Here is a 24,468-nt window from a genome sequence, read left to right on the forward strand (position 1 = left end):
CTCCGGCCGGGGTCGATAGACCAGGAAGCCCGCTGAATGCCGACCGCCGACCGGAGGCCGCCGGGGATCAGACTGCATGTCATTCATGGCGGCTCGTTCCCTTAGGCTTCATCCCCAGGTTTAATTCCAGTCTCTGCAAATTCCTGGATCTGCTCCAGCTTCTCGTCATAGAGGCCCACCAGGTCTTCTTGCTTGATCCATCCCTCCCTGATCAACCGGGCGAAGACGAGCGCGAGGACAGAATAACGATAGTCGTACTTCTCATCTATCTCCTTGCGTTTCTCCGTCAGAAAATCCGAAAGCCGCCATAATCCTGGCGGATCGTCGATTTCAGCCGCCATCTTGCGGACCACATCACGAGCAGCCATGCACTCCCGGAAGTAAGCGGCCTCGAAGGCGATGCGTCCGATAGTCTTCTCCTGCTTCGACCAATCCGTTTTGCTCATCTTTCACCTCCGAACCCGCCTGCTCAGGTCTCGTGAATCCGCGAAGCTCGCAGACAAAACCGTCGATCTGCCGATATACTCGATCTGGAGCAGAAGGTATGTCTTCTAGATGTCGATCCGTCTCTACCTAAACCGAGAGCCACTCGTCTCTTTCGATCCCGGCCTCCCGCAGGATTATAGACAGGAGCTTCACGCCGATCGTGCTGCCGTGAGGGTTCGGTATCGTGACTAGAAGGTCTCCTTTGGCCATGTACGGATGCTTTGTTCCGCTATATGGTCCCTCGAACCCCAGCTTTTGAAGGCGACGGATCAGCTCTCGATGAGAGACGGGAGATAGTTTAGACAACGGCCTCGGGCTCCGCTGAGACATCGATGGTCTTGCCGGCGATCGGCGGTATGGCCATCCCGAGCCGGAGCCTCAGGGCGATCCATCCTTCGAGGACCTCGATGAGATCCTTGCGGCACTCCTCGATCGTCTCTCCGGTGGCGATGACGCCCCGGAGGCCCGAGATCGTGGCGCAAAAGTCGCCCTCCTCGATCGGCTCGTATTCAGCCCGGGAGAGGGCTGCCTGGATGTACTCGGAGAACATAGCTGAGATATCTTTCGTCCTCAGCCAATTTATACCCTTTTCCAGGATTCGACGAGCCGACCGTATGCTCTCACTCGCCTGCCGCGATCGATCCGGCCCCCGTCTCGCTTGGCGGAGGCGCGGGGGCGGAGGGTCGCAGGAAGGTCATCAAGAGCATCGGTCTATAAAATATAATTAAAAATATATTCCTGGTGGCGCAGACCATCCCGGCAGGCCGTGTCCAAAGGATGGCGAAATCACCCAGCTGCCCCCTCGACTCTCATCCATCCCGGCTGCCCTCCCGCCCGGCGCGGAAGCGCCGGGCGGCGCAGGCACTCATGATGGGCCAAAAGGAGGAGGCTCGGGGGCGCCGGGTGGGGCGCGGGCGACAGGCGGCGGGGGTAGGGTGGTCCGGGCCGCAGTCTGGCGGGCGAATCATCGAGCGGCTGTGCGGGCGAGGAGACGGGCGGGCTGCTGCGGAGGGGGGGCGATGGAACGTCTTCAAGAGCTTCGGTTTTTAAAATAAAATTAAAAATATACTCCCGGCGGCGCTAGACCGCCCCGCCTGGCCGGTCGGCGCCGACCACCCCCGGCCCCACCGGCCGGGCCCGACCGACCCGACGGCCGGATGGCGACCCGCAGACCGGGGCCGCTGGGGATCGGACAGCCCGCCACCACGGCGCCGGCTTCCCATCGACCTCTTTTTCAGCTTCAAACCCGAACTCGCTAACCGCACGGATCCGATCCCGACTTCCGCCGGAGAGGCCCGCCGGGTCTTCCCGCCCGGTGCGACCATCCCGGATCGGTCGGGCGAAGACGAGAGGGGGTGGGGAGCGGCGGCGGTCGCGCTCTTCGAAAATGCAGCGCGCGTCTCCATCGGGCGGTAGGAGGGGCGGCACAGATCGGTGAGGTCGGCGATTCCAGCCGCCATTCTGTGGGCGACACGGGCGGACATTCATATTATCGAAAGGTAAAAATAAAATATAATATATATCATCGGCGGCGCGAGACCGCTTACATTCCCTAATCTGGCCCGATCGATCTATAGTTGAATATCGCCGAGCAGAAGCTACCTGGAATCAATCCAGCCCTTTCGCGCCGGTGACCTTTTAATATATTTCATCAATTCTATACAATCCTTTCGAAATGCATCTTTACTTTTCCAGTGATCTTTAACATTGATCGTCCAAATATCATCATTCTTGGATAAATACTTATCTAATTTTGGCATTTTTTTAACTTTCCGCCTTCTACTCTTCTTACCTATTTTGTTCGTGGTGGTTTTACAATAAGTCCGTAAAAATTTATCTATTTTTTTACGTAGTTCATCTTTGAATGTCTCATCTAAATCGTCCCATGCAGCTTCGAATATTTCTTTTGCCAAATCTCTCGTTTTAAATACAGTTCTCTTTAATTCTACCCTCTGCATCAAATCTTGGATGACATAAGGAGCGATATCTTCTGGAGTGCTATTATTGTCAAATTTTATAATATTGGGTGGTTTTCCTTTTATAATAACGGCTTTACTAAACAAGCTCTCTAGATCGGTATCTTTAAATGCGTTGCCAAATTTTTTCTGGATTATTTTGTCAATTTCCACCTGGGGATATGACACGCCATTCTTTTTTAATATATATGTTAAAGTTTTAATATTACTGTTTCCAAATATGGCTACATCGAATAATGGATTTTCTGCTATAATGTCTATTCCTTTTTCAGATAAGTGTCGCTCCGTTATATTTCCATAATTTTTAATATTTTTACCACTTTTAATTGCTGCGCTTTTGCATTCAGCAATTAGAACATGATCATTTGACATAAATATTATATCTGGATTTAACGTTTGTGATACGTTTAGTTTAAATCTCGGTTCGATACGTGAAATTCTATATCCCGCTTTATGTAAATGATTGGGATAAGATCTCAGGTTATAAGCTAAACCGAGAACCGCATTCATCATTTCACGGTGATCAGAAAATGGTAGTTCCTGATTCATCAAAAATTCTCACCTTCGAATCTAGTGAATGTTGAATATTTGTGTAAAGCCGGAAAATCAGATTCCCACAGGCATTTTTTGGGAGGTATATCCTCGCATATTCAGGCATTAAATCCATGTCAAATTTGTCTCCTGTATGCGTATCTACTCCTGCAATCCTTAAGAAATCTTTTTCAAAATCATGAATAATACCCCATGTCCTAAAAGGTTTTGTCGAATCCGTCAATTTTTCTGCAAGTTTTTCTATATCTTGATCTTTTGAAAATAATAATTCGAATGGAGCTCCTTTAATTTCAAATTCATTGGCTGACGACATGAAACTAATTCTATATCTCTCAATTCTATTCATTATATCAGAATACGCTAGTATAACATTATTTACAAAATGAATATGTTCTTGTATATCTGTTCCCTTTATCACTGTTATTTTTCCATCGTAATACGCTTCATCAAGAAATTTTATTTCGCCATTGCATATATTTAATAATCTTGTTGATGTTTTGGTGGTCGGATATCCATTTGCCTCTAATAATTGTATTATCCCTTTTGATGGTCCAGAGCCTTTCGACCACAACCTCATGGATAATTGAGAAACTTCCTCATCGGATAGATCTTCTTCTTCCATAACTTCTTGTTTATATTTAATTGAGAATCCAACATTTATATAGTCTTTCTCTAAATTTCCGATCATTTGGTGTGGCATCCAAAGTGTATCAATTTTATGTAATTGATTTGAGAATTGATTAAGAAATGCATCTACGGTTTCACTTTTCTCAATGTTATGGATTTTCCAGAATCGTTTGTTCATAGTATCCAAATATAGTGTAAAGTTTTTATTATTTGATTTAACTATAATCACGTAAAGATACTTATCTACAGTAGATCTAATTTCGATTGAATATCCCAAAAAATTTTTTGGAATTTCTTCTAGCCCACAGTTAGATTCTATTATATTAGTTTTAACAGCATATTCTGCATATTCCTCCCGCTCTTCCATGGATCGAAGATTCTTATTGATGGTTTTTTCCATCAATTCGTGAAGTGCGGTTCTTGAGGAAACAATCTTTTTGGTTGCCATAGTTTCACTTTTATAATTCTAACAGTCGACCGGATATTTATGCCTAATTGGTATAAGCGAACAATGCTGTGAAGTAGTATTTAGTTCTTTTTGGATATCCGCTAAAATTACATTCATCAAGATTTTTCTGGTAATAATAATCGTTCCCCGTCACGTTTCTGGAGGTTATAATCATAGAAACATTCTCTTCTATCAAATACATCGGTGAAGCCCTTGCCCCCCCCGCCTCCGCGCCGCAGGGAATATATTTAGAAAAGAATAATATTGTGACCAAAAATAGAGGGCGACTCCCGCCGCCCCTTTCACCCTCTCCTCACCGTCTGCTCCCTTCCCGGCCCCACCGATACGATGGTGATCTTGACCCCCAGGAGCGCCTCGATCCTCTCGACGTAATCCCGGACGGCTCCCGGCAGCGCCTCGTACGACTTCGCCCCTGTGATATCCTCGGTCCAGCCTTTGACCTCCTCGTATATGGGGCGACACCTTGCGAACTCGACGGTGCTCTCCGGCGGGTAGTTGAGGGTTTCGCCGTCCAGATCGTAGCCAGTGCAGATCTTTATGGGGTCGAGCCCCCCGAGGACGTCGAGCTTGGTCAGGGCGAGCTCGGTGTAGCCGTTGAGGTACATCGACTTCTTGGCGAGGACGGCGTCGAACCACCCGCACCTGCGGGGCCGGCCGGTGGTGGTGCCGAACTCCTTTCCTACTTTTGAGAGGTGAGCTCCGGCCTCGTCGTTCAGTTCGGTGGGCATCGGCCCCTCCCCCACCCGGGTCATGTACGCCTTGACGATCCCGACGACGTTGTCGACCCTCGCGGGCCCGACGCCCAAATTGGCGCAGGCGCTCCCGGCGGTGGTGAAAGACGAGGTGACGAACTTCTGGGTCCCGTGAATGACGTCGAGGAAGGCGCCTTGTGCCCCCTCCGCCAGGACCTTCTTTCCCGCGTCGAGGGCTACGTTTATCTCGTAGGAGACGTCGGCGACGTTCTCTTTGAGGGCCTGGCCGATTTTGAGATACTCGCCTATTAGGGCGGGGTCTCTGACGACGGACGGGTCGCCTCCGAGGTCGGATATCGCCTTCTCCCTGGCGGGTCCGATCTCGGCGAGCTTCGCCTCCAGGAGGGCGGGGTCGTTCAGGTCCTTCATCTGGACCTCGTCGCGGCTGAACTTGTCGATGTAGGCGTAGCCGATCCCCCTCTTCGTCGTCCCGATCTTCTCCTTCCTGCCCATCTCCCGCAGCTCGTCGAGGGCGATGTGGTAGGGCATGATGATCGACGTTTTCGCGTCGATCCCGATGTTGGGCTGGATCCCTTCGGCCCGGAGCGCCTCGATCTCGGACCAGAGGACCCTGGGGTTCAAGACGACCCCGGGGCCGATGAGGAGCCTCGCTCCGAAGAGGACGCCGCTGGGGGTGAGGTGGAGCTTGTAGGTCCGCTCCCCCACGATGACGGTATGGCCGGCGTTGTCCCCCCCCTGGAACCGGACGACTACGTCGTAATCCTCAGCGAGGAGATCGACGACCTTCCCCTTCCCCTCGTCCCCGAACTGAGAGCCCGTGAGTATGGTGAACATGATCTCGACGAGCCGTCGCATGATAGATAACCGTTACCCTGAAGCGGCCGCCCCGGCTCGATGACGCCTAAAGAGAGCCTTCGGCGATGCGGAGGACGGCAGAGGCGATCATCTCGCCGACGTCGATTCCCCAGGCCTGGAAGACCCCCCACCCCGAGGGGGTCCCGTTCACCTCCAGGACCGAAAGGCCTCCGGAGGTCTCCAGGAGGTCGACGCCGCTGTAGACCGTCCCGACGGCGGCGGCGGCCCGGAGGGCGAGGTCCTCGATCTCGGGGGTGAGGGGGCACCTCACCGGCGCCCCTCCTCGTGCGAGGTTGCTGATCCACGACCCCGGCGGCGCGACCCTGTAGATCGCTCCCGCCACCCGTCCTCCAACGACGAAGGTCCTGATGTCCCGAGGCGATGGGGCCGATGATTCTAGAAACTCCTGGAGGTAGACGACGCCGCTTTTGGCAAGGACTTCTCGAAGATGGCTCGGGTCCTCGGGTGTCAGAAGGGCAAGGCCTCTTCCCTTGTAGCCGAATAACGGTTTTGAGACCGCCCGTCGGTGGCGGGCGACGAACTCGGTGGCGGCCGAAAGGCTCGTGGTCACCAGAGTCCTGGGATGGGGTACCCCTGACTGGTGGAGGGCGATGGATGTGGCGAACTTGTTTGCGGCCCTCGAAATCGCCTGAGGCGGGTTGACAATCGGAAGGCCCAGCTCCTGGAGTACGCATAGCGCTTCAAACCGGAAGGCAACGTCGACGGCCCCCGACCTCCCCAGGTCCCTCACCACCAGGCCGTCGAGGCCGAAGAGGTCGGAGCCGTCAGCTTCCAGCCGAAGGCCGGCCCCCACCGGGGCCGAAAGCTCCGAGAAGTTCAGATAGACCGCCTCCGCCCCGCACCTCTCCAGGCCGGAGGCGATCGCCCTCGCGGTCCAGTCCGATGGATCGGTGACTACGATGCCAAATCGCATGGGTGGGGGGCTGCGTCCCGGATATATCGGTCTATCGGCCGACGACGGGAAGCCCCCGACGATGCCACTCTCTGATCCCGCCTGCCATGCTGATGACCTTCTCGAAGCCGAGCCGCTCCATCGCCTTCGCCGCCTCTCTCGACCTGATCCCCACCAGGCAGTAGACAAGGTAGGTCTTCTTTCGATCGAGCTTTTCAAGCTCCGCCTCGAAGGTCGGCGATCGAAGGTCGATGTTCACCGACCCCTCGATCCTGACCATCTCATGTTCCGCCGCCGTCCGGACGTCCAGGATGATGAGATCGGGGTCGCCTCCTCTCGTTCGGATCATGCGGCTCGACCCCTGGGGGTCGATCTCGGTGATCTTCCCTTTCGTCATGCACCTCATGAGAAGATCTGGGGTTTTGAGATAAAAGGGATGGGTCCGGCGGCGAAAGTCGCCGCCACGCCTCCCCTATCTGTACTTGAAAAAGGTCTCAATAATCCTAGCACGAGGTCTCGTCAACCTCGGTCTCGTCAACCTCGGTCTCGTCAACCTCGGTCTCGTCAACCTCGGTCTCGTCAACCTCAGTCTCGTCGACCTCGGTCTCGTCAACCTCAGTCTCGTCGACCTCGGTCTCGTCAACCTCAGTCTCGTCGACCTCGGTCTCGTCAACCTCAGTCTCGTCAACCTCAGTCTCGTCGACCTCGGTCTCGTCAACCTCAGTCTCGTCGACCTCGGTCTCGTCAACCTCAGTCTCGTCGACCTCGGTCTCGTCGACTACCTCGTCAGCCTCCACGACGACAGCCTGAAAGTAGTAGTCCTCGGATCCCTGGAGGGTGACGGTGCATCCGGTCTCGTCCTCTATGTAGGCGCCGTAGACCTCTACCTCATCGCCGGCTTCGACGTTCTCGTCGAAGGTTCCCCATGGTGGAGGGGTCGCCTGGAAGACGGTGACGTTGACGATCTCGCTGCAGACCTCGGCCTCCTCCTCAACGGAGGTCACCTCGACCGCCCATACCGTGGGGGCGCCGGGGATCTCGCCGACGAAAAGCTCTACAGCTATCCCTGAAAAGGTTACCGTCACTACATCGGCGGTCTCCTCTTCTACCACATCTTCTGCCAGTGCCATCCCTGCGGAGAGCAGGAGCACTGTTAATACCATAAAGAGGCTTTTATACATTGCCTAATTCCTCCCTGGAGCTTATAACGGCATATCCAATATAAACATTTATTCCATGTATAATACTGTCCCCTTTAAAATATCGGAGTTGGACCTCGACGTAATGGAAACAACTCTATGAATAACAAGATTTATGATATGAGAGAGAATATGGGCGACTTGAAATGACGGATAGGTGCTCGGATCTGGGGGAGCGGGAGCTGGTGAGGAAGATCACGGAAATCCTGGGGATAGGGGAGAGGGACGACTGCGCCATGGTGGAGGATGGCGATGGATGGCTCGTATGGACGACGGACATCCTCCACCGGAAGTCCGACTTTCCGGGGATCGCGACAGGTTGGCAGATCGGGTGGATGGCCGTCGCCGTCAATTTGAGCGACGTCGCGGCGATGGGCGCCGCCCCCCTGGGCCTGCTCATAGCCGCCGCAATCCCGCAAGATGCCGAGGTCGCATTCGCAGAGGAGATATTCAGGGGGATGAACGACTGCGCCCGACGTTACAGCACGAGGGTTTTGGGCGGCGATCTCGACTCGTTCGATGAGCTTGCCCTCTCGGGGACGGCCCTCGGCTGGGTCGAGAAGGACCTTGTCCTCCGCCGGAGGGGGGCGAGGCCCGGAGACCTTCTCTGCACCACCGGGACCCTGGGATCGGCGGGGGCGGGGCTCCGGGTCGCCCTGGAGGCGGAAGGGAGGGGGGAGATGGAGATCGGAGATCCCGACCTTCGCGCCCTCACAAAAAGGCTCCTATTGCCCTCCCCCCGGATGGAGGAGGGTCGAGCCCTCGCCTTATCCGGGGCTGCCACCTCGATGATGGACAACAGCGACGGCCTAGCCCTATCCCTATTCGACCTCGCGGAGGCCGGAGGCGTTGGCTTTCTCGTCTGGGAGGACCAGATCCCCGTCGACCCCCTCGTATCGGAGGTGGCGGAGGGGAGAGACGACGCCCTCGCCCTTGCCCTATACACCGGCGGCGACTTCGAGCTCGTCTTCACAGTGAGGCCGGATCTGATCGATAGGGCGAGGCAGGCTTGCGACTTCGCCGTCATCGGAAGGGTGCTGGAGGAGAGGGAGATATTCATCGAGGCGGATGGGGTGAGGAGGAGGATGGAGCCCCGGGGCTACCAGCATATGAAAACCCCCAAACCTGCCCGTCTTCACCGTTCCTTTTCATCCCCGCCGCAGAAGTAGGGGCTCCGGAGGCCTACGGCCTCCTCGATCCGCCGTTTCATCTCCTCGCCGTCGGCACCCGCCAGATCGACGAGGTTGTCGTTTCGAAGGAGGCATGGTTTGAGCTTCCCGTCGGAGGTTACCCGGAGCCGGTTGCAGTGGGCGCAGAACTCGGTGTTGTCCATGGGGCGGACGACCTCCACCTCCCCACCCGAGAGGAAGTACTTCCTCCTCCGGTGCATATCTCTCGTCACGATCTCGTCAGCCCCCTCCTCGAGGGCCGCCTCGATGCCGGCTATGTCGCCTCCGATCCCCAGCCCCGGTCTCTCCAGAAGCTCGATCAGCTGGAGGATCGCCCCCCGGTCCCGGGCGAAGTCGATCAGATCCCAGACCTCCCCCTCGTTCTCCTTCAGGACCACCATATTAACCTTGACGGGGAGAAGCCCCGCCTCGAGGGCACCGTCTATCCCCGCCACCGCCCTTTTGAGGTCTTCTTCGGTCCCGCCGGTGATCCTTCTGTAGGCCTGAGGGCGGAGGGAGTCGAGGCTGACGTTCACCCTATCGAGCCCCGCTCCGGCTAGAGCCACTGCCCTTCCGGCGAGGTGGGTGCCGTTGGTGGTGAGGGAGACCTCCAACCCTTCGGGGAGCCTCGCCAGGATCGTTTCGAGGTCTCGGCGCATAAGAGGCTCGCCTCCTGTGAGCTTCACCCTTCTGATCCCGAGGCTGGCTCCGGCACAGATCACCTTCACTATCTCGTCTGCTGAGATCTCCCGCCTCCCGGAGGGCGCCGGGTCCTCTCCTTCGTGGTGGCAGTAGAGGCATCTCAGGTTGCACCGAGCTGTTATCGCTATCCTAAGCCCCGTCACCTTCCGGCCGAAGGGATCTGCCAGAGTCATCTCGCACCCCATGGATGCTTTTGGTATTTAGAGTTTGGATAGGAAGGCTTATCCTATCGTAAACCTTAAAGGGCCGTGATGGTTGACGATGTCTGGACAGTGGCCCTGACGGTGGGAGGATACCTCCTTCTCATGATCTGGGTGGGGGCGGCCGCAGCGAGGCGGTCGTGGACCCCCGAGGGCTTCTATCTCGCCGGAAGGGCCCTGGGCCCCGTCGTCCTCACCGCCACCCTCGTCGCCACGATCCTGGGGGCGTCGTCGACCCTGGGGATGGCGGGGCTCGGCTATAGCGAGGGGCTGACGGGAGCCTGGTGGCTCCTCTCGGGTTCCCTGGGCCTCCTGGTCCTATCCGTCTTCTTCGCGGAGAAGGTGAGGGGTGCGGCCTGCTACACCCTCCCTGAGCTTCTGGGGGAGAGGTACGATCCCCGGGTGCGGTCGGCGGCCTCGGCCCTCGTCCTCGTCTCCTGGGTGGGGATAATAGCGGCCCAGATCGTGGCGGCCGGAAAGCTTCTGGGAGTTCTATTCGGCCCCTGGCAGGAGATCTTCATGGTCGCTTCCGCCGTCGTCTTCGTCGGCTACACCGCCCTGGGGGGCCAGAGGTCCATCGTCAAGACCGACACAGTCCAGATCTTGATACTTTTATTGGGGCTTCTGGTCGTCGGCTGGAGGGCTCTTCATCTGGCGGGGCCCGAGATCCTGGCGGGCCAGTCCTTCCCCACCTCCGACGGCAGAGGTGGGGTCGATGTGGCGATCCTGGTCCTTTTGGTCGGCTCCACCTACATCGCAGGCCCCGACATATACTCCAGGCTCTTCTCGGCGAAGGACCCAAAGACAGCGAGGCGGTCGGCCCTCGCCGCCGCCCTCCTCCTCGTCCCCCTCGCCTTCATCATAACGGGGATCGGGATCACTGCAAGGACCCTATTTCCGGAGATCGGACCCGAGGAGGCGCTCCCCGTCCTCATGGCAGAGACCCTCTCGCCCCTGGCGATGGGCATCGCCGCCGCCGCCCTCCTCTCGGCGCTCATCTCCTCGGCGGACACCACCCTCCTGACGGCGACCTCGATCTTCTCCCTCGACCTATTCAGGAGGGCGAGGCCGGAGTCGAGCGATAGGACGATGATGATCGTCTCCCGGGGCGGGACGGTCCTCATCGGAGCCGTCGCCCTCCTCTCGGCGCTCCGCCTCCCGGAGATCATAGCGACCCTCCTATCCGCCTACACAGTCTTCGCCGGAGGTCTCATCGTCCCCCTGGTGGCGGGTTTCTGGAGGGAGAAGCTCCGCCTCACCTCCGACGGAGCCCTGGCCGCCCTCATTGGAGGCGGCGGCACCGCCCTGTTGTTCGGGGCGAAGATGCCTCTACTGGGGATGGCGGCGAGCGCCTTCATCCTATTTTTTGTCAGCTGGCTCTCCCCTCAGTCCAGGAGGGACATCAGGGGATAGTCGATCTTGGGGTCGTACTCGAGCTTCGCCCTGACGACCGCCCCATCGAGGTCGATCTCCACCAGGGCCCGTATCATCTTCCCCGAGAGCTCGCCGTAGCCGTAGACGTTCTTTGTCAGCATCTCTCGGTCGATCTTCACCGAGACGGACCTGACGTGAGGCTGGAGGGATATCGACTCCTCCATCGCCACCTCCAGGCTCTCCGCCGTCTCGGCGGAGACGGGCGATCCCACGAACTGGTGGTACAGCGCCCCCAGCTTTATCCCCGCCTCGAAGGCGGCCGCTTCCCTCTCCGTCGGCATACCTCTATCACCACCGGTGATATGAGATAGCCGATCAGAGCTAAAAATACGACCCCCGCCGATAGGCGAAGATCTCCCTGGTGCCAGGCCGCAGCAGAAGCTGCTCCCACCGCCAGAACCGGGGGCACGAACCTCGGATCTCTGAGCTTGGGGTACGGGATCGTGCTGATCATCAAAAGAGACATCGAGACCATCAGAAAGGCCGTGAGCAGGGGGCCGTCCAGAAAGATGCTGGCCGCAACGAAGGCTCCGGCCCCCGGAATGGGCATACCCTGAAACTCGCCGTTCTTCTTTCCCGTCACGTTGAACCGGGCGAGGCGAAGGATCCCGCAGGCAAGGTAAAACGGGCCCAAGATCGAAAAGACAGACCCGAAATCGGAACCGAAGGCCGACCAAGCCAGATAGGCAGGAGCCGCCCCGAAGGATACGGCGTCCGCCAGGGAGTCGATCTGGACTCCCAGGGGTCCGTCTCCCAGCCTCCGGGCGAGGAAGCCGTCGAGGCCGTCGGCGGCGATGGCCAGGAGAATCAGCGCCGCCGACGTGGTGAGCCTCCCCTCCGCCGCAGCGAGGATAGAGGCGTAGCCGAGGGAGGCGTTCAATATGGATGCCGCATCGGGGAGCCGGACGAGCCCTATGATGCCGGTCATCTCTCCTTCACCGCAACCACCGTCTCTCCGGCTCGCACCTTGTCTCCTTCCCCGACCTTGAGGCTGTAGCTGGGAGGGATGGAAAACTCCACACGGCTCCCAAACCTGATCATCCCTATCCTCTCTCCTCTATCGACGAACTCGCCGGGGGTGACGTAGCAGACGATCCTCCTCACGAGGACCCCGGTGATCTGGGTCAACTGGACCGTCCCCTCAGGGGTGTCGAAGACGATCAGGTTCCTCTCATTCTTCGACGACGACCGAAAGAAGGCGGGCCGGTGACCCCCGTCCGAATGCTCGATCCTGGCCACCCTCCCCCCCAGGGGGGACCTGTTGACGTGGACATTGAAAGGGTTCATGAATATGGCCACCTTCTCGTCGGACGCCTCCACCACCAGGCCGTCGGCGGGAGAGACCATCCCCTCGCCCTGGGGTGACCGTTCGGGGTCCCGATGAAAGAAGACCATGAAGATCGATAGGGCTAAGGCCGCCCCCGGGAGCTGCCAGATCCCCGTCAGGGTCAGGAGGAGGGCGGCGAGGAGGGGCCCTCCCACCCAGGGGCCGGAGCTTCTCGCAAGCTTCAAGCAGGCCCCTCCCCGCCGCGTCTCATCTCGGAGGCGAGGCCGTCGATCATGTCGAGGAGCTCCGGGAGGAGGAGGAATACGATGTAAGCTATGGCGAAGAGGGCGACTGCGGAGCCGGCCTTGGCGATGACGTGGTGGGCGAGGTAAAAGCTGTTGTCGCCGAACCACCCTTCGCCGTAGGCTACGACGACGAAGGCGTTTCGGAGGAGGTTGAGACCATATATCACCGGTACGGAGGCTATGAGGGCCCCTGCCTTCCTCTTCAGAGGCGCCTGGACCGAGAGGACGACCCCGGCGAAGAGGGCCATGCTCTCGATGGCGGTACAGGCGAGGATGATCTCCACAGAACGGTCGTAGAGGGTGATGACGCTTCCGCCTCCGGCCACCGCCGGGACGTCCAGGCAGTGGAGGAGGAGGAGGGTGAGGTCGGCGGTCCCTCCGATGAGCACCTCCTTCAGGAGGGGGACCTCGGCGAAGGGAAAGTAGGCTAGACCCCCTATCGCCACGGCGGAGCTGGCCCAGTCGCAGGAGCGGGAACGGCACCCTCTAGCCAGTATGAGCCACCCGAGGTAGAAGGATAAGAGGGCGACCGCCACCGTCAGCCCCACGTTGAAGTGGTCGCCGATGGCCAGGTAATCGGCGGGCTGTTTCAGCCAGTGGACCCCGAAGAGGACCCAGCCCGCCCCCGATAGCCTCCTCTTCCCCGATATGGCGGAGATGATGAGAAGGGAGAGTCCGATCCAGAGGACGTTGGTGATCAGCCAGCCGAGAATCATCGGGGATAGAAAATCCACAGGTTTATTTAGCATTATCTACCAACCGGGAAACCTGGGATGTCCCGGCACCTTTGAATGGCCAGCGGCGCCCACGGGGAGTGGAAATAGTCATGGACGTAGAGAGATGGAGACCGATGATGGCGGTCTGCCTTTTGCTCGCCCTGGTGGCGGCGTCCGCCTCGGCTGAGCCGGAGGCGAGTTCGTATCCTGACGGAACAGTCATATCGGCCCTCGATCTCCTCTTCGACGGCGAGGTCGTCGGCGAGGAGAAGATCCCGGTGATCGTCGTCTTCAACGGCGGGGCGAGGGGCGGGGTGGATGGCTTCGAGGTGAAGTATTCTTACAGCCTCATAAACGGGGTTGCAGGGTCGGCCAACTCTTCTGTCCTTCGAGAGCTGGCAGCCGACCCCCACGTATCGGGGATCTACCCCGACGGGTCGGTGGTCGTCTCCCAGCCCCCGAGCCTGACGGGGGGGGATGGGGCCTTCTCTGCCACCGATAGGGTGAACGCCAGGGCCCTCTGGGATCGGGGGATAGACGGGACGGGCGTGGTGGTGGCGGTCCTCGATTCGGGGATCGACGAGAACCACCCCGACCTGGCGGGCAAGGTCGTCGGCGAGGTGAACTTCGTCGACTCCGAGAGGACGACCGACGACCTGTTGGGCCACGGTACGGCGGTAGCAGGGATCATCGCAGGGTCGGGGACCGCCTCCGGCGGCCAGTACATGGGGGTGGCACCCGGGGCGAGCCTCCTCAACGTCCGGGTCATCGACAGCAAGGGGTCGGGCCAGATCTCCGACATCATCGCCGGGATCGACTGGGCGGTAGATAATGGAGCCGACGTCCTCAGCATGAGCCTCGGCGGCCTCAACCTCGGGGAGAGCAACCCACCGATATCCATGGCCGCAGACAATGCCGTCGACGCCGGGACCGTCGTCTGCGTCGCTGCAGGAAACCTAGACGATAGGCTCCTCCTCCTGATGCTCGTCGCCTCCTCCGTCTGTCTTGGGTGCGTCGAATCCCCCGGCGACGGGGTGAAGGTGATCACCGTGGGGGCGACAGACTGCGACGACCGGATCGCCGCCTTCAGCGGGTCGGGCCCCCTCCGGGACGGGAGGTACAAGCCGACGCTGGTGGCGTCGGGGGTGAACGTCGTGACGACGGTCCCACAAAACCTCGATATCCAGGGGAAGATCGGGAGCTATTATGCGGCGGCCTCTGGGACGAGCCTATCGACCCCCGTGGTTGCGGGGGTCGCAGCCCTCCTGATCCAGGCCGACCCCTCCCTCACCCCCGCCGGGGTGAAGGCGGCCCTGACGGGGGGCGCAAGGAAGCTCAACAACACCCAGGACGAGGAGTACGAGGCCTACTACCAGGGGGCGGGGCTGGCCGACGCCGGGGGGTCCTTTGATGCTCTGGGCGAAGATCTCCTCTGCGGCGCCCTTCCGGATCGGTGGACGGCGGGGAGGTGGGTCTACGGAGACTTCTGGATCGCCGGCGACGAGACCGTCTATGGGAGCCTCGACACCGGAGCAGACAGGTTCCAGAAGAAGATGTACGCCCTCGTCCCCGGAGACGTAGACTGGAACTCCAAGCTCCTCTTCTTCACCGATAGAGAGCTCTCGGACGTCTCCACCACCGTATCGGGTCCCGCGGCCGACTGGACGATGGTCCAGCCCCTCCCGAAGCGGATCCCTGCCAACGGCCAGAGGGTCTTCGGCGCCACCGTCAGCGTCCCCGATGGGGTCGAGGCGGGCAGATACGATGGTTCCATCGATATATCCGAGAACGGCACCGTCATATTCTCCATCCCGGTCACCGTAGAGGTGGCAGAGGGGGTGCAGATAAGAGACGGCCGGGGATCTGTGGCCGGGTCCATAGACAAGGGCGAGTGGAACTACTACTATGTCGACGTTCCCGTCAGCTCTGACGAGCTGAAGTGCACCCTCCGGTGGGAGGGGGAGGCGGAACTGGACCTCTTCCTCCTCTCCCCCACCAGCGAGTATTATCCTGCAGCCGAGGACGGGGGAGGCGAGACCGTCTCGGTGGAGGCGCCCTCTCCGGGGAGGTGGCTCATGGCGGTCCACCCGAGGAACATAACGGGGGTGGCAGATTACGTCCTGGAGGCGGAGAGGACGCTCCTCGCCACCTCGCCGAAGAGGTGGTCTATCGGCCCTGCAGTTCCCGGTGAGACGAGGGATGCGACCTTCAGCCTCCGAAACGCAGGCCCCCACCTCGCCAACGTAACCTACGTGGGGATGACGGAGAAGGTGGATACGGAGGTCTGGGCCGACTCCATAGGAGACAAGGTGATCTGGACGGTGCCGATAGAGGTGCCGGCGAACGTCACCAGGCTCGGGCTGAGGCTCACCTGGGCCGACTCCGACAGCGATCTCGCCCTCCTCCTCTTCAACCAGAACGGGAGGGCAGTGGACGTCTCCTACAGCCGTGGCGACGAGGAGATGGTGGGGTCAAACCACCCCGCCCCCGGCGTCTGGAGGGCGATAGTATATGGGTATCACGTCACCACCAAGGCGAGAGAGACCTTCGACCTGGAGGCTACCTTCTACGTGCAGGACTCCTGGACCTGGATATCGGCGGCGGGGCCGGAGCGGCTCGACTCCGGGACCGAGGGGATCGTCAACGCCACCGTCACAGTCCCCGAGAACGCCTCCAGCACCGGGGTCGAGGGATACATCCAGATCCGGTCCGACGAGGACCGGTTCAGGATACCCGTCACCCTCACCGTGGCGGGGGCATCACTGACGGGGGGGTCGAAGACAGACCTCATCGACGAAGACGGCGACGGCCTCTACGAGAGGCTCTGTGTCCAGGTCGGCGTCGACGTCATCTCCCCCGGCGAGTACCGGGTCGAGGGCTCCCTCCTGGACGGGAACCGGTCTCTCATAGGGTGGCTCGGCGGCGGAGAAGAGCTCGAATCATCCGGATCTATAAACGTCTGCTTCGATGGGACGGAGATCTGGAGGAAGGGCGGGTGCGGTCCCCTCAGCCTTGAGAACCTCTTCCTCTACAGCGGCGAAGGGGTGATCATCGACCGTTATGAGGGGAATATAACGATCCAGAACTGCCCCCAGGACTTCCAGCCCATGACGGCCCGGTTCACCGGGGAGTTCGCCGACGGTTCCAGGGAGTCGGAGGATAAGCCCGAGGCCTTCGTCATCACCGTCGAGGTCGCCGTGGAGTCTCCGGGCGCCTACCAGGTCGCAGGGAGGCTCGTCGACGACGACGGCTTTGAGATCGACAGGACGGAGGCGAACGTCTCCCTGGAGGCGGGGATCGCATCCGTCTCCCTCACCTTCAACCCCATCAAGTTCATCATGAAGAAGACCCCGTCCCGCCTCCACCTGGATGACCTCGCCCTCAGCCGAAACGGCGAGGTGATCGAGACGAGGTCCAGGGCCTTCTCGACGGAAGGATACAGGCCCGATGAGTTCACCACGGAAAAGAGGACCTACGTCATCTCGGCGTCGGCGAGGTGAGTTGGGGGGGGCAGAGCCGAGGATCGAAGCGGGTCCTGCGGCCCCGGACCCGCATCGATGGGGAAATCGCGTACCAGCTCAGCAGGAATCGCGTACTCTCTCCCTGGGGCCGCATACTTTTTCTTCTTCTGCTCCACCGGCCGTCCTCTTGGAGGGCCGGGGAGGGGCTGGACCGCCCCCTGCCCGTCGCCCGAGGTACAGGGGGTGGGGGAGGAGATGGAGCCGGGGACCCGACCCTGTACATGATGAATAAATTTTGTAGATCATGGATAATCCTTATAAAAGAGAAGGTCTTGAATATAAGGGTGAGACGTTGGTGGTCTGGAGGTGCGAGGAGCTTCAGGCCAAGGACAGAAAGATCGTTTGTATAAATATATCCGAGATGACGGGAGGGACTAAGGTTGCAGAACTTGAAGATGAACCTGAAGGCGGATCCCCTGTACACGAACTTTAAGCATGACGTCACCCCGGAGGGGCTGGCCTTGGCCTTTCGGTGGATCCCCGACGCCACGGGGCTGAACGAGGTGGAGAGGGAGCTGCTGGTCTTGAAGGCCCGGGAGGATATGGAGGATATCTGGCCCCGGGCTAAGGATCAGAGGGAGGCGATGGCGCTCTTCCAGGAGCGGGCCCGAAATATAAGAGACCCAGATAAATTGAAGGTCTACCTCTGCGAGTTTCTCCTGGGGCTCGCCATCCTCGCCTCCACCTGGGTCGAGGGCCAGGAGAGGGCGGGGATGAACGCCAGCGCCCAGAGGATGTTCGGCTGAGGCAGGAAGGTCGGGCCCGCCGGACCCTTCGCCTCCTGGACCTCGACTCCAGCCCGCCCCATCCGACGGCTCTTCTCCTGCCATAAACGGCGGACGGGTCCCTTGGCGCCGGTGACCCCGGCACCCGCCCGGGGATACGAGCCCCTCAGCCTCCCCTGTGGTCGCCTCCTGAAACTCCCATCGATCCTCCAATTTCTCTCCTCCTCTTTTCTCGTCGGTGGCAAAGAACAAATATCATAATTATCCTATCCATTGTATATCATGGACGGGAGAAGAAGATCCACCAGGATTCGGCATCCGCCCCAGATAAAGAAGCTGAGCTTGGAGCTGCAGTCCCTCATAAAGGGGAGGATGTGGCTGAAGGTCCTCCTCGGGATGATCCTGGGGACGGGCCTCGGGATCGTCATGGGGCCGACGGCGGGGATCGTCGACCCCGGGCTCTCCGCCACCATCAGCGAGTGGCTATCCCTCCCCGGATACATATTCCTCGGGCTGTTGCAGATGATCGTCGTCCCCCTGGTCTTCGCCTCCATCATCCTGGGCATCGCCGCCAATCAGGAGATGGAGATGGTCAAGAGGCTGGGGGTTCTCGCCGGCTTCTACTTCATCGTCACCACCGCCGTCGCCATCGCCATAGGGATCACCGTCGCCCTCCTCATCAACCCGGGTCAGTACATCCAGGGAGAGGATGTGGTATCGATGGCGGTGGCCCCCGAGGGCTCTCAGGAGATCGCCGATATTCCCGAGCTCTTCGAGATCCCGGGGATCATCGGAGGGCTCTTCCCCTCCAACCCCCTCGACGCCATGGCCTCCGGCCAGATGCTCCAGGTCGTCCTCTTCGCCATCATCGTGGGGATAGCGGTCCTCACCCTCTCGCCGCGGAACTCCGGCCCCTTCATGGAGCTTCTGGGGTCGCTGCAGGAGATATGCATGACCGTCGTCAAGTGGTCGATGCACCTGGCCCCCCTCGCCGTCTTCGGCCTCATGGCGAAGTTCACGGCCCAGATGGGGATCGAGACCCTCCTGGGGATGGGGGTCTATGTGGCGACGGTCCTCATCGGCCTACTCCTCCTCTTCGTTTTATATTTAATCATAATATTAGTAATCCTCCGCAGGAGCCCCTTCCGGTTCATGGCGGACTCCAAGGACGCCCTCCTCATCGCCTTCTCCACCTCCAGCTCCGCCGCCACCATGCCGGTATCGATCAAGGTCGCCGAGGAGAAGCTCGCGATAAGGCCGGCCATCGGCCAGTTCATCATACCCCTGGGGGCGACGATAAACATGAACGGGACCGCCCTATATCAGGGGGTGGCGACGGTATTTCTCGCCCAGGTCTTCGGGGTGGATCTGACCCTCCCCCAGCTCCTTCTGGTGATGATCATCGCCGTAGGGGCGTCGATAGGGACCCCCTCCACCCCCGGAGTGGGGATCATCATCCTGGCGACGATCCTGGAGAGCGTCGGCGTTCCGGCCGCCGGAGTGGCGCTGATCATCGGCGTAGACAGGATCCTCGACATGAGCAGGACCTCGGTGAACGTCGCCGGTGACCTCGTCGCCTCCGCCGTCATGGATAAGCTCGCGAGAGGGAGGCTGGACACCCTGATGGCCGTCGAGGAGGGTCTGGAGGGGTTGGCGGGAGATGAGGGTAAGGGGGAGAGCTTCCCCCTCGCTGACCGGACCGAAGAATCCCGGATCTGACGGGGGATGGATCGGGGGGTTTGCCCGGTTCACCTGAGGTAGTAGGCGTTGAGGACGTACTCCTGCATCATCCTCTGGGTATTGAAGAAGGAGCCGTTGATGGCGATGGAGTGGATCATCACGTCCGTAAACCTCTCTTTGTCCTGGTAGAATAGAGGGATTATCACCCCCTCCAGCTTCTTGTAGAGGGAGGCGGCGTCCCTGGAGTTGTCCCGCCCTTCTCCCCTCCCCCGAACGGGGTCGCCGATGGACCAGCCGGTGAGCCCCTCGATATGCCCCTCGACCCACCAGCCGTCGAGGACTGAGAAGCTGGGAACGCCGTTAAGGGCAGCCTTCATCCCGCTCGTCCCCGAGGCCTCCATCGGCGGCTCGGGGGTGTTCAGCCAGAGGTCGACCCCGGAGGTGATCATCCCCCCCAGGGTCATGCTGTAATCTTCGAGGTAGGCGATCTTGATATCGTCCCGGAGGGATTCTTTCGCCTGGAAGATCCTTCTTATCAGCTCTTTGCCGCCCAAATCCCGGGGGTGGGCCTTCCCCGCAAATATCAGCTGGACCTCCCCCGCCTCCTGGGAGATCCTCGCCAGTCGGTCGGCATCCCGGAAGATGAGGTCTCCCCTCTTGTAAGGGGTCGCCCTCCGCGCAAAGCCGATGGTGAGGACCTCCTCCTCCATCTCGACGCCCGCCTCCTCCCGGACGTATCCCAAAAGCCTCCTCTTCGCCTCCATATGGGCGGACGAGACCTCCCCGTGGGGGATGGAGAGGGCGTATCGGAGGCTGAAGTTGTCCCGCCGCCACATGGGGATGTGCCTGTCGAAGAGCTCGGCGAAGGGGGCAGAGACCCACCTTCCGACGTGAACCCCGTTGGTGATGGCGTCGATGCAGTATCCGGCGAAGATCAGCCTTGAGACCTCGCCGTGTTTTTTGGCGACGCCGTTGATGTAGCGGCTCATCTTCAGACCCAAGTATGTCATGTTGAGGACCTCCCCCTGGTAGAGGATCCCTTCGAGGCCGAAGAAGTCGTCCCTATCCCCGATGACCTTTCGGGCGAGGTCGATGGAGAACTTATCGTGGCCTGCGGGGACGGGGGTGTGGGTGGTGAAGACGCACTTCTCCTGGACCGCTTTCCTATCCTCTTCGGTGATCTCTCGCCGCCCCGCCGCCCTCGCAGTCTCGTCGAGGATCTCCAGGGTCAGGAGGGCTGCGTGCCCCTCGTTCATGTGGAAGCTCTTGATCTCGTCGTAGCCGAGCTCCCGGAGGATCCTGACGCCGCCGATCCCCAGGATCACCTCCTGGGAGAGGCGGTAGTGGTCGTCCCCGCCGTAGAGGTAATGGGTGAGGGTCCTGTCCCAATGTGAGTTCTCGGGAAGGTCGGAGTCGATGAAGTAGACGGGAACGACAAAGCCGTCGATCCCCGTCACGTCTCTCTTCCAGGCCCGCAGGTGGACTCGCCTCCCCTCAACCTCGACGGCGGTCCTCTCGTCCATCTCCTCGAGGTGCTCTTCCACCGGCCAGTCCGCAGCCTCCTCCCGTTGCCATCCGTCGGCCCCGATCTCCTGACGGAAGTGCCCCTTCCGGTAGAGGAGGGTGACTGCTGCCATCGGCACCTTGAAGTCGGCGGCGGAGCTTATGGTGTCACCGGCCAGCACCCCAAGGCCTCCGCTGTAGGTGTTTATCCCTTCATCGAGGCCTATCTCCATGGAGAAGTAGGCCACCGACGAATTGTCGTTAGTATCCCGTACCATCAAAACCACCCGTCATATCCGACTAAATATCTCTCAGCCAGTTCTTCCACGGTCGTCATCCCCCTTGGATCCCTCCGTCTCTCTTCCTTTCTCCCCTTCGTCTTCCGCCCCTCTCCTAGGATCCTTTCCTCTTCTCTCATCATTTATCATCTCAAATAAGATAAATAGAGAACGGGTCGGGATGAGGAGATATGGGGCCTTCGAGCCGGGGATCGTCCGGAGATGCTGGGGGCCCGCCCTCTACCGGGTCATGGAGCGTCGGTCTTCGGGTTTCTGACGATCCCCCGGAGGAGCCTGCCCAGGATGTCGGCCCCGGTGATGACCCGCTTCTCTTCTTCGGCCCAGAGGAGGATGACGTCGTCGTCGATGACGTCGTCCTGGAGGTGGTGGGGGCTGACTCGGAGCCTGGAGATTATGTCGCCGATCTTGGCGTCGGCTCGCCTCTCTATTATGGGGCGGTGGCAGTGCAGATGGGGGTTGAACCGATCGAAGTTTAAGAAGATGTCCCGGATGAACTCGTCGGAGTCCATGACGAGCCTGGGCTCCCCCTCCGGGTCGACGATGACGATCCACTTCCTCCCCGAGAAGTTTATCTTCCTGAGAAACTCATCGGAGGCGTCGGGTTCTATCACGGGGAAGACGGGCCTGTTGCCCGAAAAGCTGAGCTCCACGATGGAGCCGGGGTCGATGGGCTCTCCCTCATCGGCCAGAGGGACGTCGTCGAGGGACAAAAAGTTCAGCGCACCCTGACCCTCCACCTTCTCGATCTCCGTCATCGACGATTGCATATGGAGCTTTATGAGCTCCCGGATGTCTCTTTCCCTGTAGAAGGTGATCGCCTCGGGGCCGACCCACCTGTCCAGAAGAAGCCCAGTCGGTTTCGCCGCCGGATAGAGTAGGACCTGATAAAAACGGAGAAGCGGGCTTAAGAAGGCCGCGATCCACAGGGCACGCCGCGAGAAGTAGGCCTGGGGTATGATCTCGCCGAAGATGGTGATGATCACCGTCGAGAAGAAGAAGGCCAGGACTCCGGCGAGGACCGATCCGGAGAGGAGAGCCAGAAGGGTGTTGACCGCCACGTTCCCCCAGAGGATCGTCGCCAGGAGGAAGTTTGAGTCCTCCCGGAGGGCTAGGATCCGGATGGCGTTCCTGTTGTTCTTCGCCACCTCGATCTGTAGCTCCATCTTGCTTACGGTGAAGAAGGCGAGATTGAGGCCTGAGAAGACCGCCGACTGGCTGATGCAGACGGCGATCCCCATCCATATGAAAAGATCATCCATGAGCCGTAAATACCTCTGCTCTCCTCGCTTCTGGGTTTTCGCCGGGGTGGCGAGAGATCAGCTCTGGTCGGCCCGGAGCTTCTCGTAGAGCCGTTCTGCGTCCTCCCTTCTGCAGAGCTCCGAGCCTGGGGTCATGACGGCGGCGGCCCCTGAGGCGATGCCGAAGAGTACCGCGTTCCTGGAAGGCCAGCCTCTTGCGAGGCTGAGGGTGACCCCCGCCACCATGCTGTCTCCTGCCCCCACCTTGCTGACGATCTTGACCGTCGGCGGCCTCATGTGGGCGACGGCGTCCCGGCTGACGAAGAGCGCCCCCGCCGAGCCGAGGGAGATGACCAGAAGCTCGCAGCCGCCGCTGGCCACCACCTCCCGGGCCGCAGCCTCGATCTGGGCCTCCTCACTGAGATCTCTATCCAGAAGCTCGCGAAACTCCCGCAGGTTCGGCTTTAAAAGGTAGACCCCTTCCTCCAGGGCCTTCTTCAACGGCTCGCCGGAGGTGTCGACGATCACCTTCGCTCCCGCCTCCTTCCCGGCCCGCGCGACCCGGGCATAGAAGTCGGCCTGGACCCCCGGAGGAAGGCTTCCGCTGGCGACGATGAAGCCGGATTGGGGTGCTGCGGCGGCGACCTCCTCCAGGGCGCCCTCCCACTCCTCCTCCTTCAGCATCGGCCCCGGCATCCCGAAGCGGAACTGCCGGCCCGTGGACTCCTCCAGGACGGCGAAGCTCTCCCGGGTCATCCCTTCGATGGGGACAAGCCGGGGGGCGAGCCCCTCGTCCTCCAGGAGGCCCCGGAGCATGCCGCCGGAGAGCCCCCCGGCGGCGTAGATGAGGGTCGACTCCCCGCCGAGCTTCTTTATCGCCCGGGAGACGTTCACCCCGCCTCCCCCCGGCTCGAAGACGGGGGCGGTGCAGCGGAGCTTGCGTTCTGCAACCACTTGCTCGACGGTGGAGCTCTTGTCGACCGTCGGGTTGATGGATAGGGATACGATTTCTTTCATGTTGATGGAGAGATAAGCCGGGGGCTATCTAAGGGTGATGGTATCGGGGGCGATTGAATACGTGGCGATGGTATCGAGGGGTCCGGGATGTGGGGGGCCGCACGGAGCCGGTGGGATCAAATGCATATATACACGGATAGATCCGTGGCGACGAGGACGATCAGAATAACCGTGGACGCCCATGAGAGGGTGAGGGACCTCAAGGAGTCGGAGTGGATGAGATTCTCGGAGGTGATCATCAAATACTGGCCTAAGAGGAGGAGGCTATCCCAGACTCTGGCAGAAATCGGCCGCGGCGAGGCCGCCGATCTGGCGGAGGGGGTGGAGAGGTCTGACAGGGATCTCCGGCATAGGGGCGCTTGCCTCTCGAGTTCATCCACGATGCCTTTGGGATGGGGGGTTATGCAGAACCTCGGATTCAAATTCCCCCGAATATGAGGGATAACACCGCCAGGATGAGGAATACGATTATCAGCCATTTTGCGATGTTCATCGATATGCCGGCGCCACGTACCCCCAACACTCCAAGTACAAGAGCTATTACAAAGAACACTATAGCCAAATAGAGCAGGTCTGCCATCTCTTTACACCTACCGATGTTGTTCATCGATCAGACTCACTAAATTTAGGTGGTTTTTATCGTATAAATAGATATGCGCATTCAGATTTAATGTGATGGCATCAACCGCTTCCTAAGCCATCGAATCAGCCCTGCTGCGACCAGATGGCATTATCGCTCCTCGACGAAGCGGAGGACCTCCGATGATGCCAAAGATTATAGTCATTCGCATAAATCTTTATAATGCATATTATTCAATAAAAATTTCTCTATCCAATAACCTGCATAACTTTTGCATTTAGCGAAACTACAAAAGGACTCCGCAATGATACGTTTCATCTCC

The 24,468-nt window shown here is 59.6% G+C and carries 26 protein-coding genes; 8 read left to right on the forward strand and 18 right to left on the reverse strand.

All coding sequences use genetic code 11. From position 1 onward, the window contains the following. Positions 1–101: 101 nt before the first annotated feature. From P0O24_RS07055 to P0O24_RS07090, 8 genes are all read right to left on the reverse strand, one after another. Entirely contained in the window at positions 102–446 is a 345-nt protein-coding gene (locus P0O24_RS07055; RefSeq protein ID WP_316969040.1) for a hypothetical protein, read from the reverse strand. A 127-nt stretch (positions 447–573) separates the two neighbouring features. Then, positions 574–816: a type II toxin-antitoxin system HicA family toxin gene (locus P0O24_RS07060; protein ID WP_316969041.1), complete on the reverse strand. Its 243-nt coding sequence runs from the start codon at positions 814–816 to the stop codon at positions 574–576. Next, positions 785–1,036: a type II toxin-antitoxin system HicB family antitoxin gene (locus P0O24_RS07065; RefSeq protein ID WP_316969042.1), complete on the reverse strand. Its 252-nt coding sequence runs from the start codon at positions 1,034–1,036 to the stop codon at positions 785–787. Before P0O24_RS07065 ends, P0O24_RS07060 begins: the two co-directional genes overlap by 32 nt. Before the next feature lie 1,048 nt (positions 1,037–2,084). Further along, positions 2,085–3,011, reverse strand: a complete 927-nt coding sequence (locus tag P0O24_RS07070; protein ID WP_316969043.1) for a hypothetical protein — start codon at positions 3,009–3,011, stop codon at positions 2,085–2,087. Further along, positions 2,986–4,089, reverse strand: coding sequence for a hypothetical protein (locus P0O24_RS07075; protein ID WP_316969044.1), 1,104 nt, complete (start codon positions 4,087–4,089; stop codon positions 2,986–2,988). Before P0O24_RS07075 ends, P0O24_RS07070 begins: the two co-directional genes overlap by 26 nt. Before the next feature lie 302 nt (positions 4,090–4,391). Further along, entirely contained in the window at positions 4,392–5,657 is a 1,266-nt protein-coding gene (locus tag P0O24_RS07080) for an adenylosuccinate synthase (protein WP_394356741.1), read from the reverse strand. 67 nt (positions 5,658–5,724) lie between these two features. Continuing rightward, a complete protein-coding gene (locus tag P0O24_RS07085; RefSeq protein WP_316969046.1) occupies positions 5,725–6,612 on the reverse strand; it encodes a RimK family alpha-L-glutamate ligase in 888 nt (295 codons plus the stop codon). 31 nt (positions 6,613–6,643) lie between these two features. Continuing rightward, complete coding sequence (locus P0O24_RS07090) at positions 6,644–6,988, reverse strand: rhodanese-like domain-containing protein (protein ID WP_316969047.1); 345 nt, start codon at positions 6,986–6,988, stop codon at positions 6,644–6,646. Positions 6,989–7,073: 85 nt separating this feature from the next. On the opposite strand from P0O24_RS07090, the gene P0O24_RS12545 reads away from it, so the two are divergent. Further along, positions 7,074–7,661, forward strand: a complete 588-nt coding sequence (locus tag P0O24_RS12545) for a pentapeptide repeat-containing protein (protein ID WP_394356738.1) — start codon at positions 7,074–7,076, stop codon at positions 7,659–7,661. 275 nt (positions 7,662–7,936) lie between these two features. Next, positions 7,937–8,959, forward strand: a complete 1,023-nt coding sequence (gene thiL / locus P0O24_RS07100; protein WP_316969049.1) for a thiamine-phosphate kinase — start codon at positions 7,937–7,939, stop codon at positions 8,957–8,959. Here thiL and moaA read toward each other — a convergent pair. After that, a complete protein-coding gene (gene moaA, locus P0O24_RS07105) occupies positions 8,926–9,834 on the reverse strand; it encodes a GTP 3',8-cyclase MoaA (protein ID WP_316969050.1) in 909 nt (302 codons plus the stop codon). The genes thiL and moaA overlap by 34 nt on opposite strands. Before the next feature lie 78 nt (positions 9,835–9,912). Between moaA and P0O24_RS07110 the strand changes: the two genes are divergently transcribed. Then, a complete protein-coding gene (locus P0O24_RS07110) occupies positions 9,913–11,274 on the forward strand; it encodes a sodium:solute symporter family protein (RefSeq protein ID WP_316969051.1) in 1,362 nt (453 codons plus the stop codon). On the opposite strand, the gene P0O24_RS07115 is transcribed toward P0O24_RS07110, so the two are convergent. From P0O24_RS07115 to artA, 4 genes are read right to left on the reverse strand one after another with little or no spacing between them, the layout of a single operon-like run. Beyond that, a complete protein-coding gene (locus tag P0O24_RS07115; RefSeq protein WP_316969052.1) occupies positions 11,247–11,576 on the reverse strand; it encodes a dihydroneopterin aldolase family protein in 330 nt (109 codons plus the stop codon). The two genes, P0O24_RS07110 and P0O24_RS07115, sit on opposite strands and share 28 nt — an antisense overlap. Continuing rightward, positions 11,534–12,223, reverse strand: coding sequence for a CDP-diacylglycerol--serine O-phosphatidyltransferase (gene pssA / locus P0O24_RS07120; protein WP_316969053.1), 690 nt, complete (start codon positions 12,221–12,223; stop codon positions 11,534–11,536). The genes P0O24_RS07115 and pssA overlap by 43 nt, the downstream gene beginning before the upstream one ends. Continuing rightward, a complete protein-coding gene (locus P0O24_RS07125; protein ID WP_316969054.1) occupies positions 12,220–12,807 on the reverse strand; it encodes a phosphatidylserine decarboxylase in 588 nt (195 codons plus the stop codon). The genes pssA and P0O24_RS07125 overlap by 4 nt, the downstream gene beginning before the upstream one ends. Further along, positions 12,804–13,583: an archaeosortase A gene (artA, locus tag P0O24_RS07130; protein ID WP_316969055.1), complete on the reverse strand. Its 780-nt coding sequence runs from the start codon at positions 13,581–13,583 to the stop codon at positions 12,804–12,806. Before artA ends, P0O24_RS07125 begins: the two co-directional genes overlap by 4 nt. A 110-nt stretch (positions 13,584–13,693) precedes the next feature. Between artA and P0O24_RS07135 the strand changes: the two genes are divergently transcribed. The 4 genes from P0O24_RS07135 to P0O24_RS07150 all read left to right on the forward strand — a co-directional run bounded on the left by P0O24_RS07135 (position 13,694) and on the right by P0O24_RS07150 (position 19,548). Continuing rightward, on the forward strand, positions 13,694–17,083 hold the full coding sequence (locus P0O24_RS07135) for a S8 family serine peptidase (RefSeq protein ID WP_316969056.1): 3,390 nt from the start codon (positions 13,694–13,696) through the stop codon (positions 17,081–17,083). Positions 17,084–17,348: 265 nt separating this feature from the next. Continuing rightward, positions 17,349–17,537: a hypothetical protein gene (locus P0O24_RS07140; RefSeq protein WP_316969057.1), complete on the forward strand. Its 189-nt coding sequence runs from the start codon at positions 17,349–17,351 to the stop codon at positions 17,535–17,537. Beyond that, positions 17,485–17,850 carry a hypothetical protein gene (locus tag P0O24_RS07145; protein ID WP_316969058.1) on the forward strand — a complete coding sequence of 122 codons (366 nt, stop codon included), beginning with the start codon at positions 17,485–17,487 and terminating at the stop codon, positions 17,848–17,850. The genes P0O24_RS07140 and P0O24_RS07145 overlap by 53 nt, the downstream gene beginning before the upstream one ends. Before the next feature lie 261 nt (positions 17,851–18,111). Then, positions 18,112–19,548 carry a dicarboxylate/amino acid:cation symporter gene (locus tag P0O24_RS07150; protein WP_316969059.1) on the forward strand — a complete coding sequence of 479 codons (1,437 nt, stop codon included), beginning with the start codon at positions 18,112–18,114 and terminating at the stop codon, positions 19,546–19,548. Positions 19,549–19,577: 29 nt separating this feature from the next. Here P0O24_RS07150 and glgP read toward each other — a convergent pair whose 3' ends face one another. The 4 genes from glgP to P0O24_RS07170 form a co-directional block, all read right to left on the reverse strand. Beyond that, positions 19,578–21,290, reverse strand: coding sequence for an alpha-glucan family phosphorylase (gene glgP, locus P0O24_RS07155; RefSeq protein ID WP_316969060.1), 1,713 nt, complete (start codon positions 21,288–21,290; stop codon positions 19,578–19,580). Further along, a complete protein-coding gene (locus P0O24_RS07160; protein WP_316969061.1) occupies positions 21,290–21,433 on the reverse strand; it encodes a hypothetical protein in 144 nt (47 codons plus the stop codon). Before P0O24_RS07160 ends, glgP begins: the two co-directional genes overlap by 1 nt. A gap of 105 nt (positions 21,434–21,538) precedes the next feature. After that, positions 21,539–22,570 (reverse strand): DUF21 domain-containing protein, encoded by a 1,032-nt coding sequence (locus P0O24_RS07165; RefSeq protein WP_316969062.1) that lies wholly within the window; start codon positions 22,568–22,570, stop codon positions 21,539–21,541. A 57-nt stretch (positions 22,571–22,627) separates the two neighbouring features. Beyond that, positions 22,628–23,566, reverse strand: coding sequence for a 1-phosphofructokinase family hexose kinase (locus P0O24_RS07170; protein WP_316969063.1), 939 nt, complete (start codon positions 23,564–23,566; stop codon positions 22,628–22,630). A 120-nt stretch (positions 23,567–23,686) separates the two neighbouring features. Here P0O24_RS07170 and P0O24_RS07175 point away from each other — a divergent pair, with 120 nt between their 5' ends. Then, positions 23,687–24,004, forward strand: coding sequence for a hypothetical protein (locus tag P0O24_RS07175; RefSeq protein ID WP_316969064.1), 318 nt, complete (start codon positions 23,687–23,689; stop codon positions 24,002–24,004). On the opposite strand, the gene P0O24_RS07180 is transcribed toward P0O24_RS07175, so the two are convergent. Then, a complete protein-coding gene (locus P0O24_RS07180) occupies positions 23,985–24,173 on the reverse strand; it encodes a DUF1328 family protein (protein ID WP_316969065.1) in 189 nt (62 codons plus the stop codon). The genes P0O24_RS07175 and P0O24_RS07180 overlap by 20 nt on opposite strands. Positions 24,174–24,468: the final 295 nt, after the last annotated feature.

The sequence above is a fragment of the Candidatus Methanocrinis alkalitolerans genome (assembly GCF_029167205.1).
Lineage (GTDB): Archaea > Halobacteriota > Methanosarcinia > Methanotrichales > Methanotrichaceae > Methanocrinis > Methanocrinis alkalitolerans.

Bases quoted from the DNA above. Each gene is read 5' to 3' on its own strand.
- P0O24_RS07055 (WP_316969040.1), bottom strand. From the start codon at position 446: ATGAGCAAAACGGATTGGTCGAAGCAGGAGAAGACTATCGGACGCATC.
- P0O24_RS07060 (WP_316969041.1), bottom strand. From the start codon at position 816: ATGTCTCAGCGGAGCCCGAGGCCGTTGTCTAAACTATCTCCCGTCTCT.
- P0O24_RS07065 (WP_316969042.1), bottom strand. From the start codon at position 1,036: ATGTTCTCCGAGTACATCCAGGCAGCCCTCTCCCGGGCTGAATACGAG.
- P0O24_RS07070 (WP_316969043.1), bottom strand. From the start codon at position 3,011: ATGAATCAGGAACTACCATTTTCTGATCACCGTGAAATGATGAATGCG.
- P0O24_RS07075 (WP_316969044.1), bottom strand. From the start codon at position 4,089: ATGGCAACCAAAAAGATTGTTTCCTCAAGAACCGCACTTCACGAATTG.
- P0O24_RS07080 (WP_394356741.1), bottom strand. From the start codon at position 5,657: ATGTTCACCATACTCACGGGCTCTCAGTTCGGGGACGAGGGGAAGGGG.
- P0O24_RS07085 (WP_316969046.1), bottom strand. From the start codon at position 6,612: ATGCGATTTGGCATCGTAGTCACCGATCCATCGGACTGGACCGCGAGG.
- P0O24_RS07090 (WP_316969047.1), bottom strand. From the start codon at position 6,988: ATGACGAAAGGGAAGATCACCGAGATCGACCCCCAGGGGTCGAGCCGC.
- thiL (WP_316969049.1), top strand. From the start codon at position 7,937: ATGACGGATAGGTGCTCGGATCTGGGGGAGCGGGAGCTGGTGAGGAAG.
- moaA (WP_316969050.1), bottom strand. From the start codon at position 9,834: ATGACTCTGGCAGATCCCTTCGGCCGGAAGGTGACGGGGCTTAGGATA.
- P0O24_RS07110 (WP_316969051.1), top strand. From the start codon at position 9,913: ATGGTTGACGATGTCTGGACAGTGGCCCTGACGGTGGGAGGATACCTC.
- P0O24_RS07115 (WP_316969052.1), bottom strand. From the start codon at position 11,576: ATGCCGACGGAGAGGGAAGCGGCCGCCTTCGAGGCGGGGATAAAGCTG.
- pssA (WP_316969053.1), bottom strand. From the start codon at position 12,223: ATGACCGGCATCATAGGGCTCGTCCGGCTCCCCGATGCGGCATCCATA.
- artA (WP_316969055.1), bottom strand. From the start codon at position 13,583: ATGATTCTCGGCTGGCTGATCACCAACGTCCTCTGGATCGGACTCTCC.
- P0O24_RS07135 (WP_316969056.1), top strand. From the start codon at position 13,694: ATGGACGTAGAGAGATGGAGACCGATGATGGCGGTCTGCCTTTTGCTC.
- P0O24_RS07140 (WP_316969057.1), top strand. From the start codon at position 17,349: ATGGATAATCCTTATAAAAGAGAAGGTCTTGAATATAAGGGTGAGACG.
- P0O24_RS07150 (WP_316969059.1), top strand. From the start codon at position 18,112: ATGGACGGGAGAAGAAGATCCACCAGGATTCGGCATCCGCCCCAGATA.
- glgP (WP_316969060.1), bottom strand. From the start codon at position 21,290: ATGGTACGGGATACTAACGACAATTCGTCGGTGGCCTACTTCTCCATG.
- P0O24_RS07160 (WP_316969061.1), bottom strand. From the start codon at position 21,433: ATGATGAGAGAAGAGGAAAGGATCCTAGGAGAGGGGCGGAAGACGAAG.
- P0O24_RS07165 (WP_316969062.1), bottom strand. From the start codon at position 22,570: ATGGATGATCTTTTCATATGGATGGGGATCGCCGTCTGCATCAGCCAG.
- P0O24_RS07170 (WP_316969063.1), bottom strand. From the start codon at position 23,566: ATGAAAGAAATCGTATCCCTATCCATCAACCCGACGGTCGACAAGAGC.
- P0O24_RS07175 (WP_316969064.1), top strand. From the start codon at position 23,687: ATGCATATATACACGGATAGATCCGTGGCGACGAGGACGATCAGAATA.
- P0O24_RS07180 (WP_316969065.1), bottom strand. From the start codon at position 24,173: ATGAACAACATCGGTAGGTGTAAAGAGATGGCAGACCTGCTCTATTTG.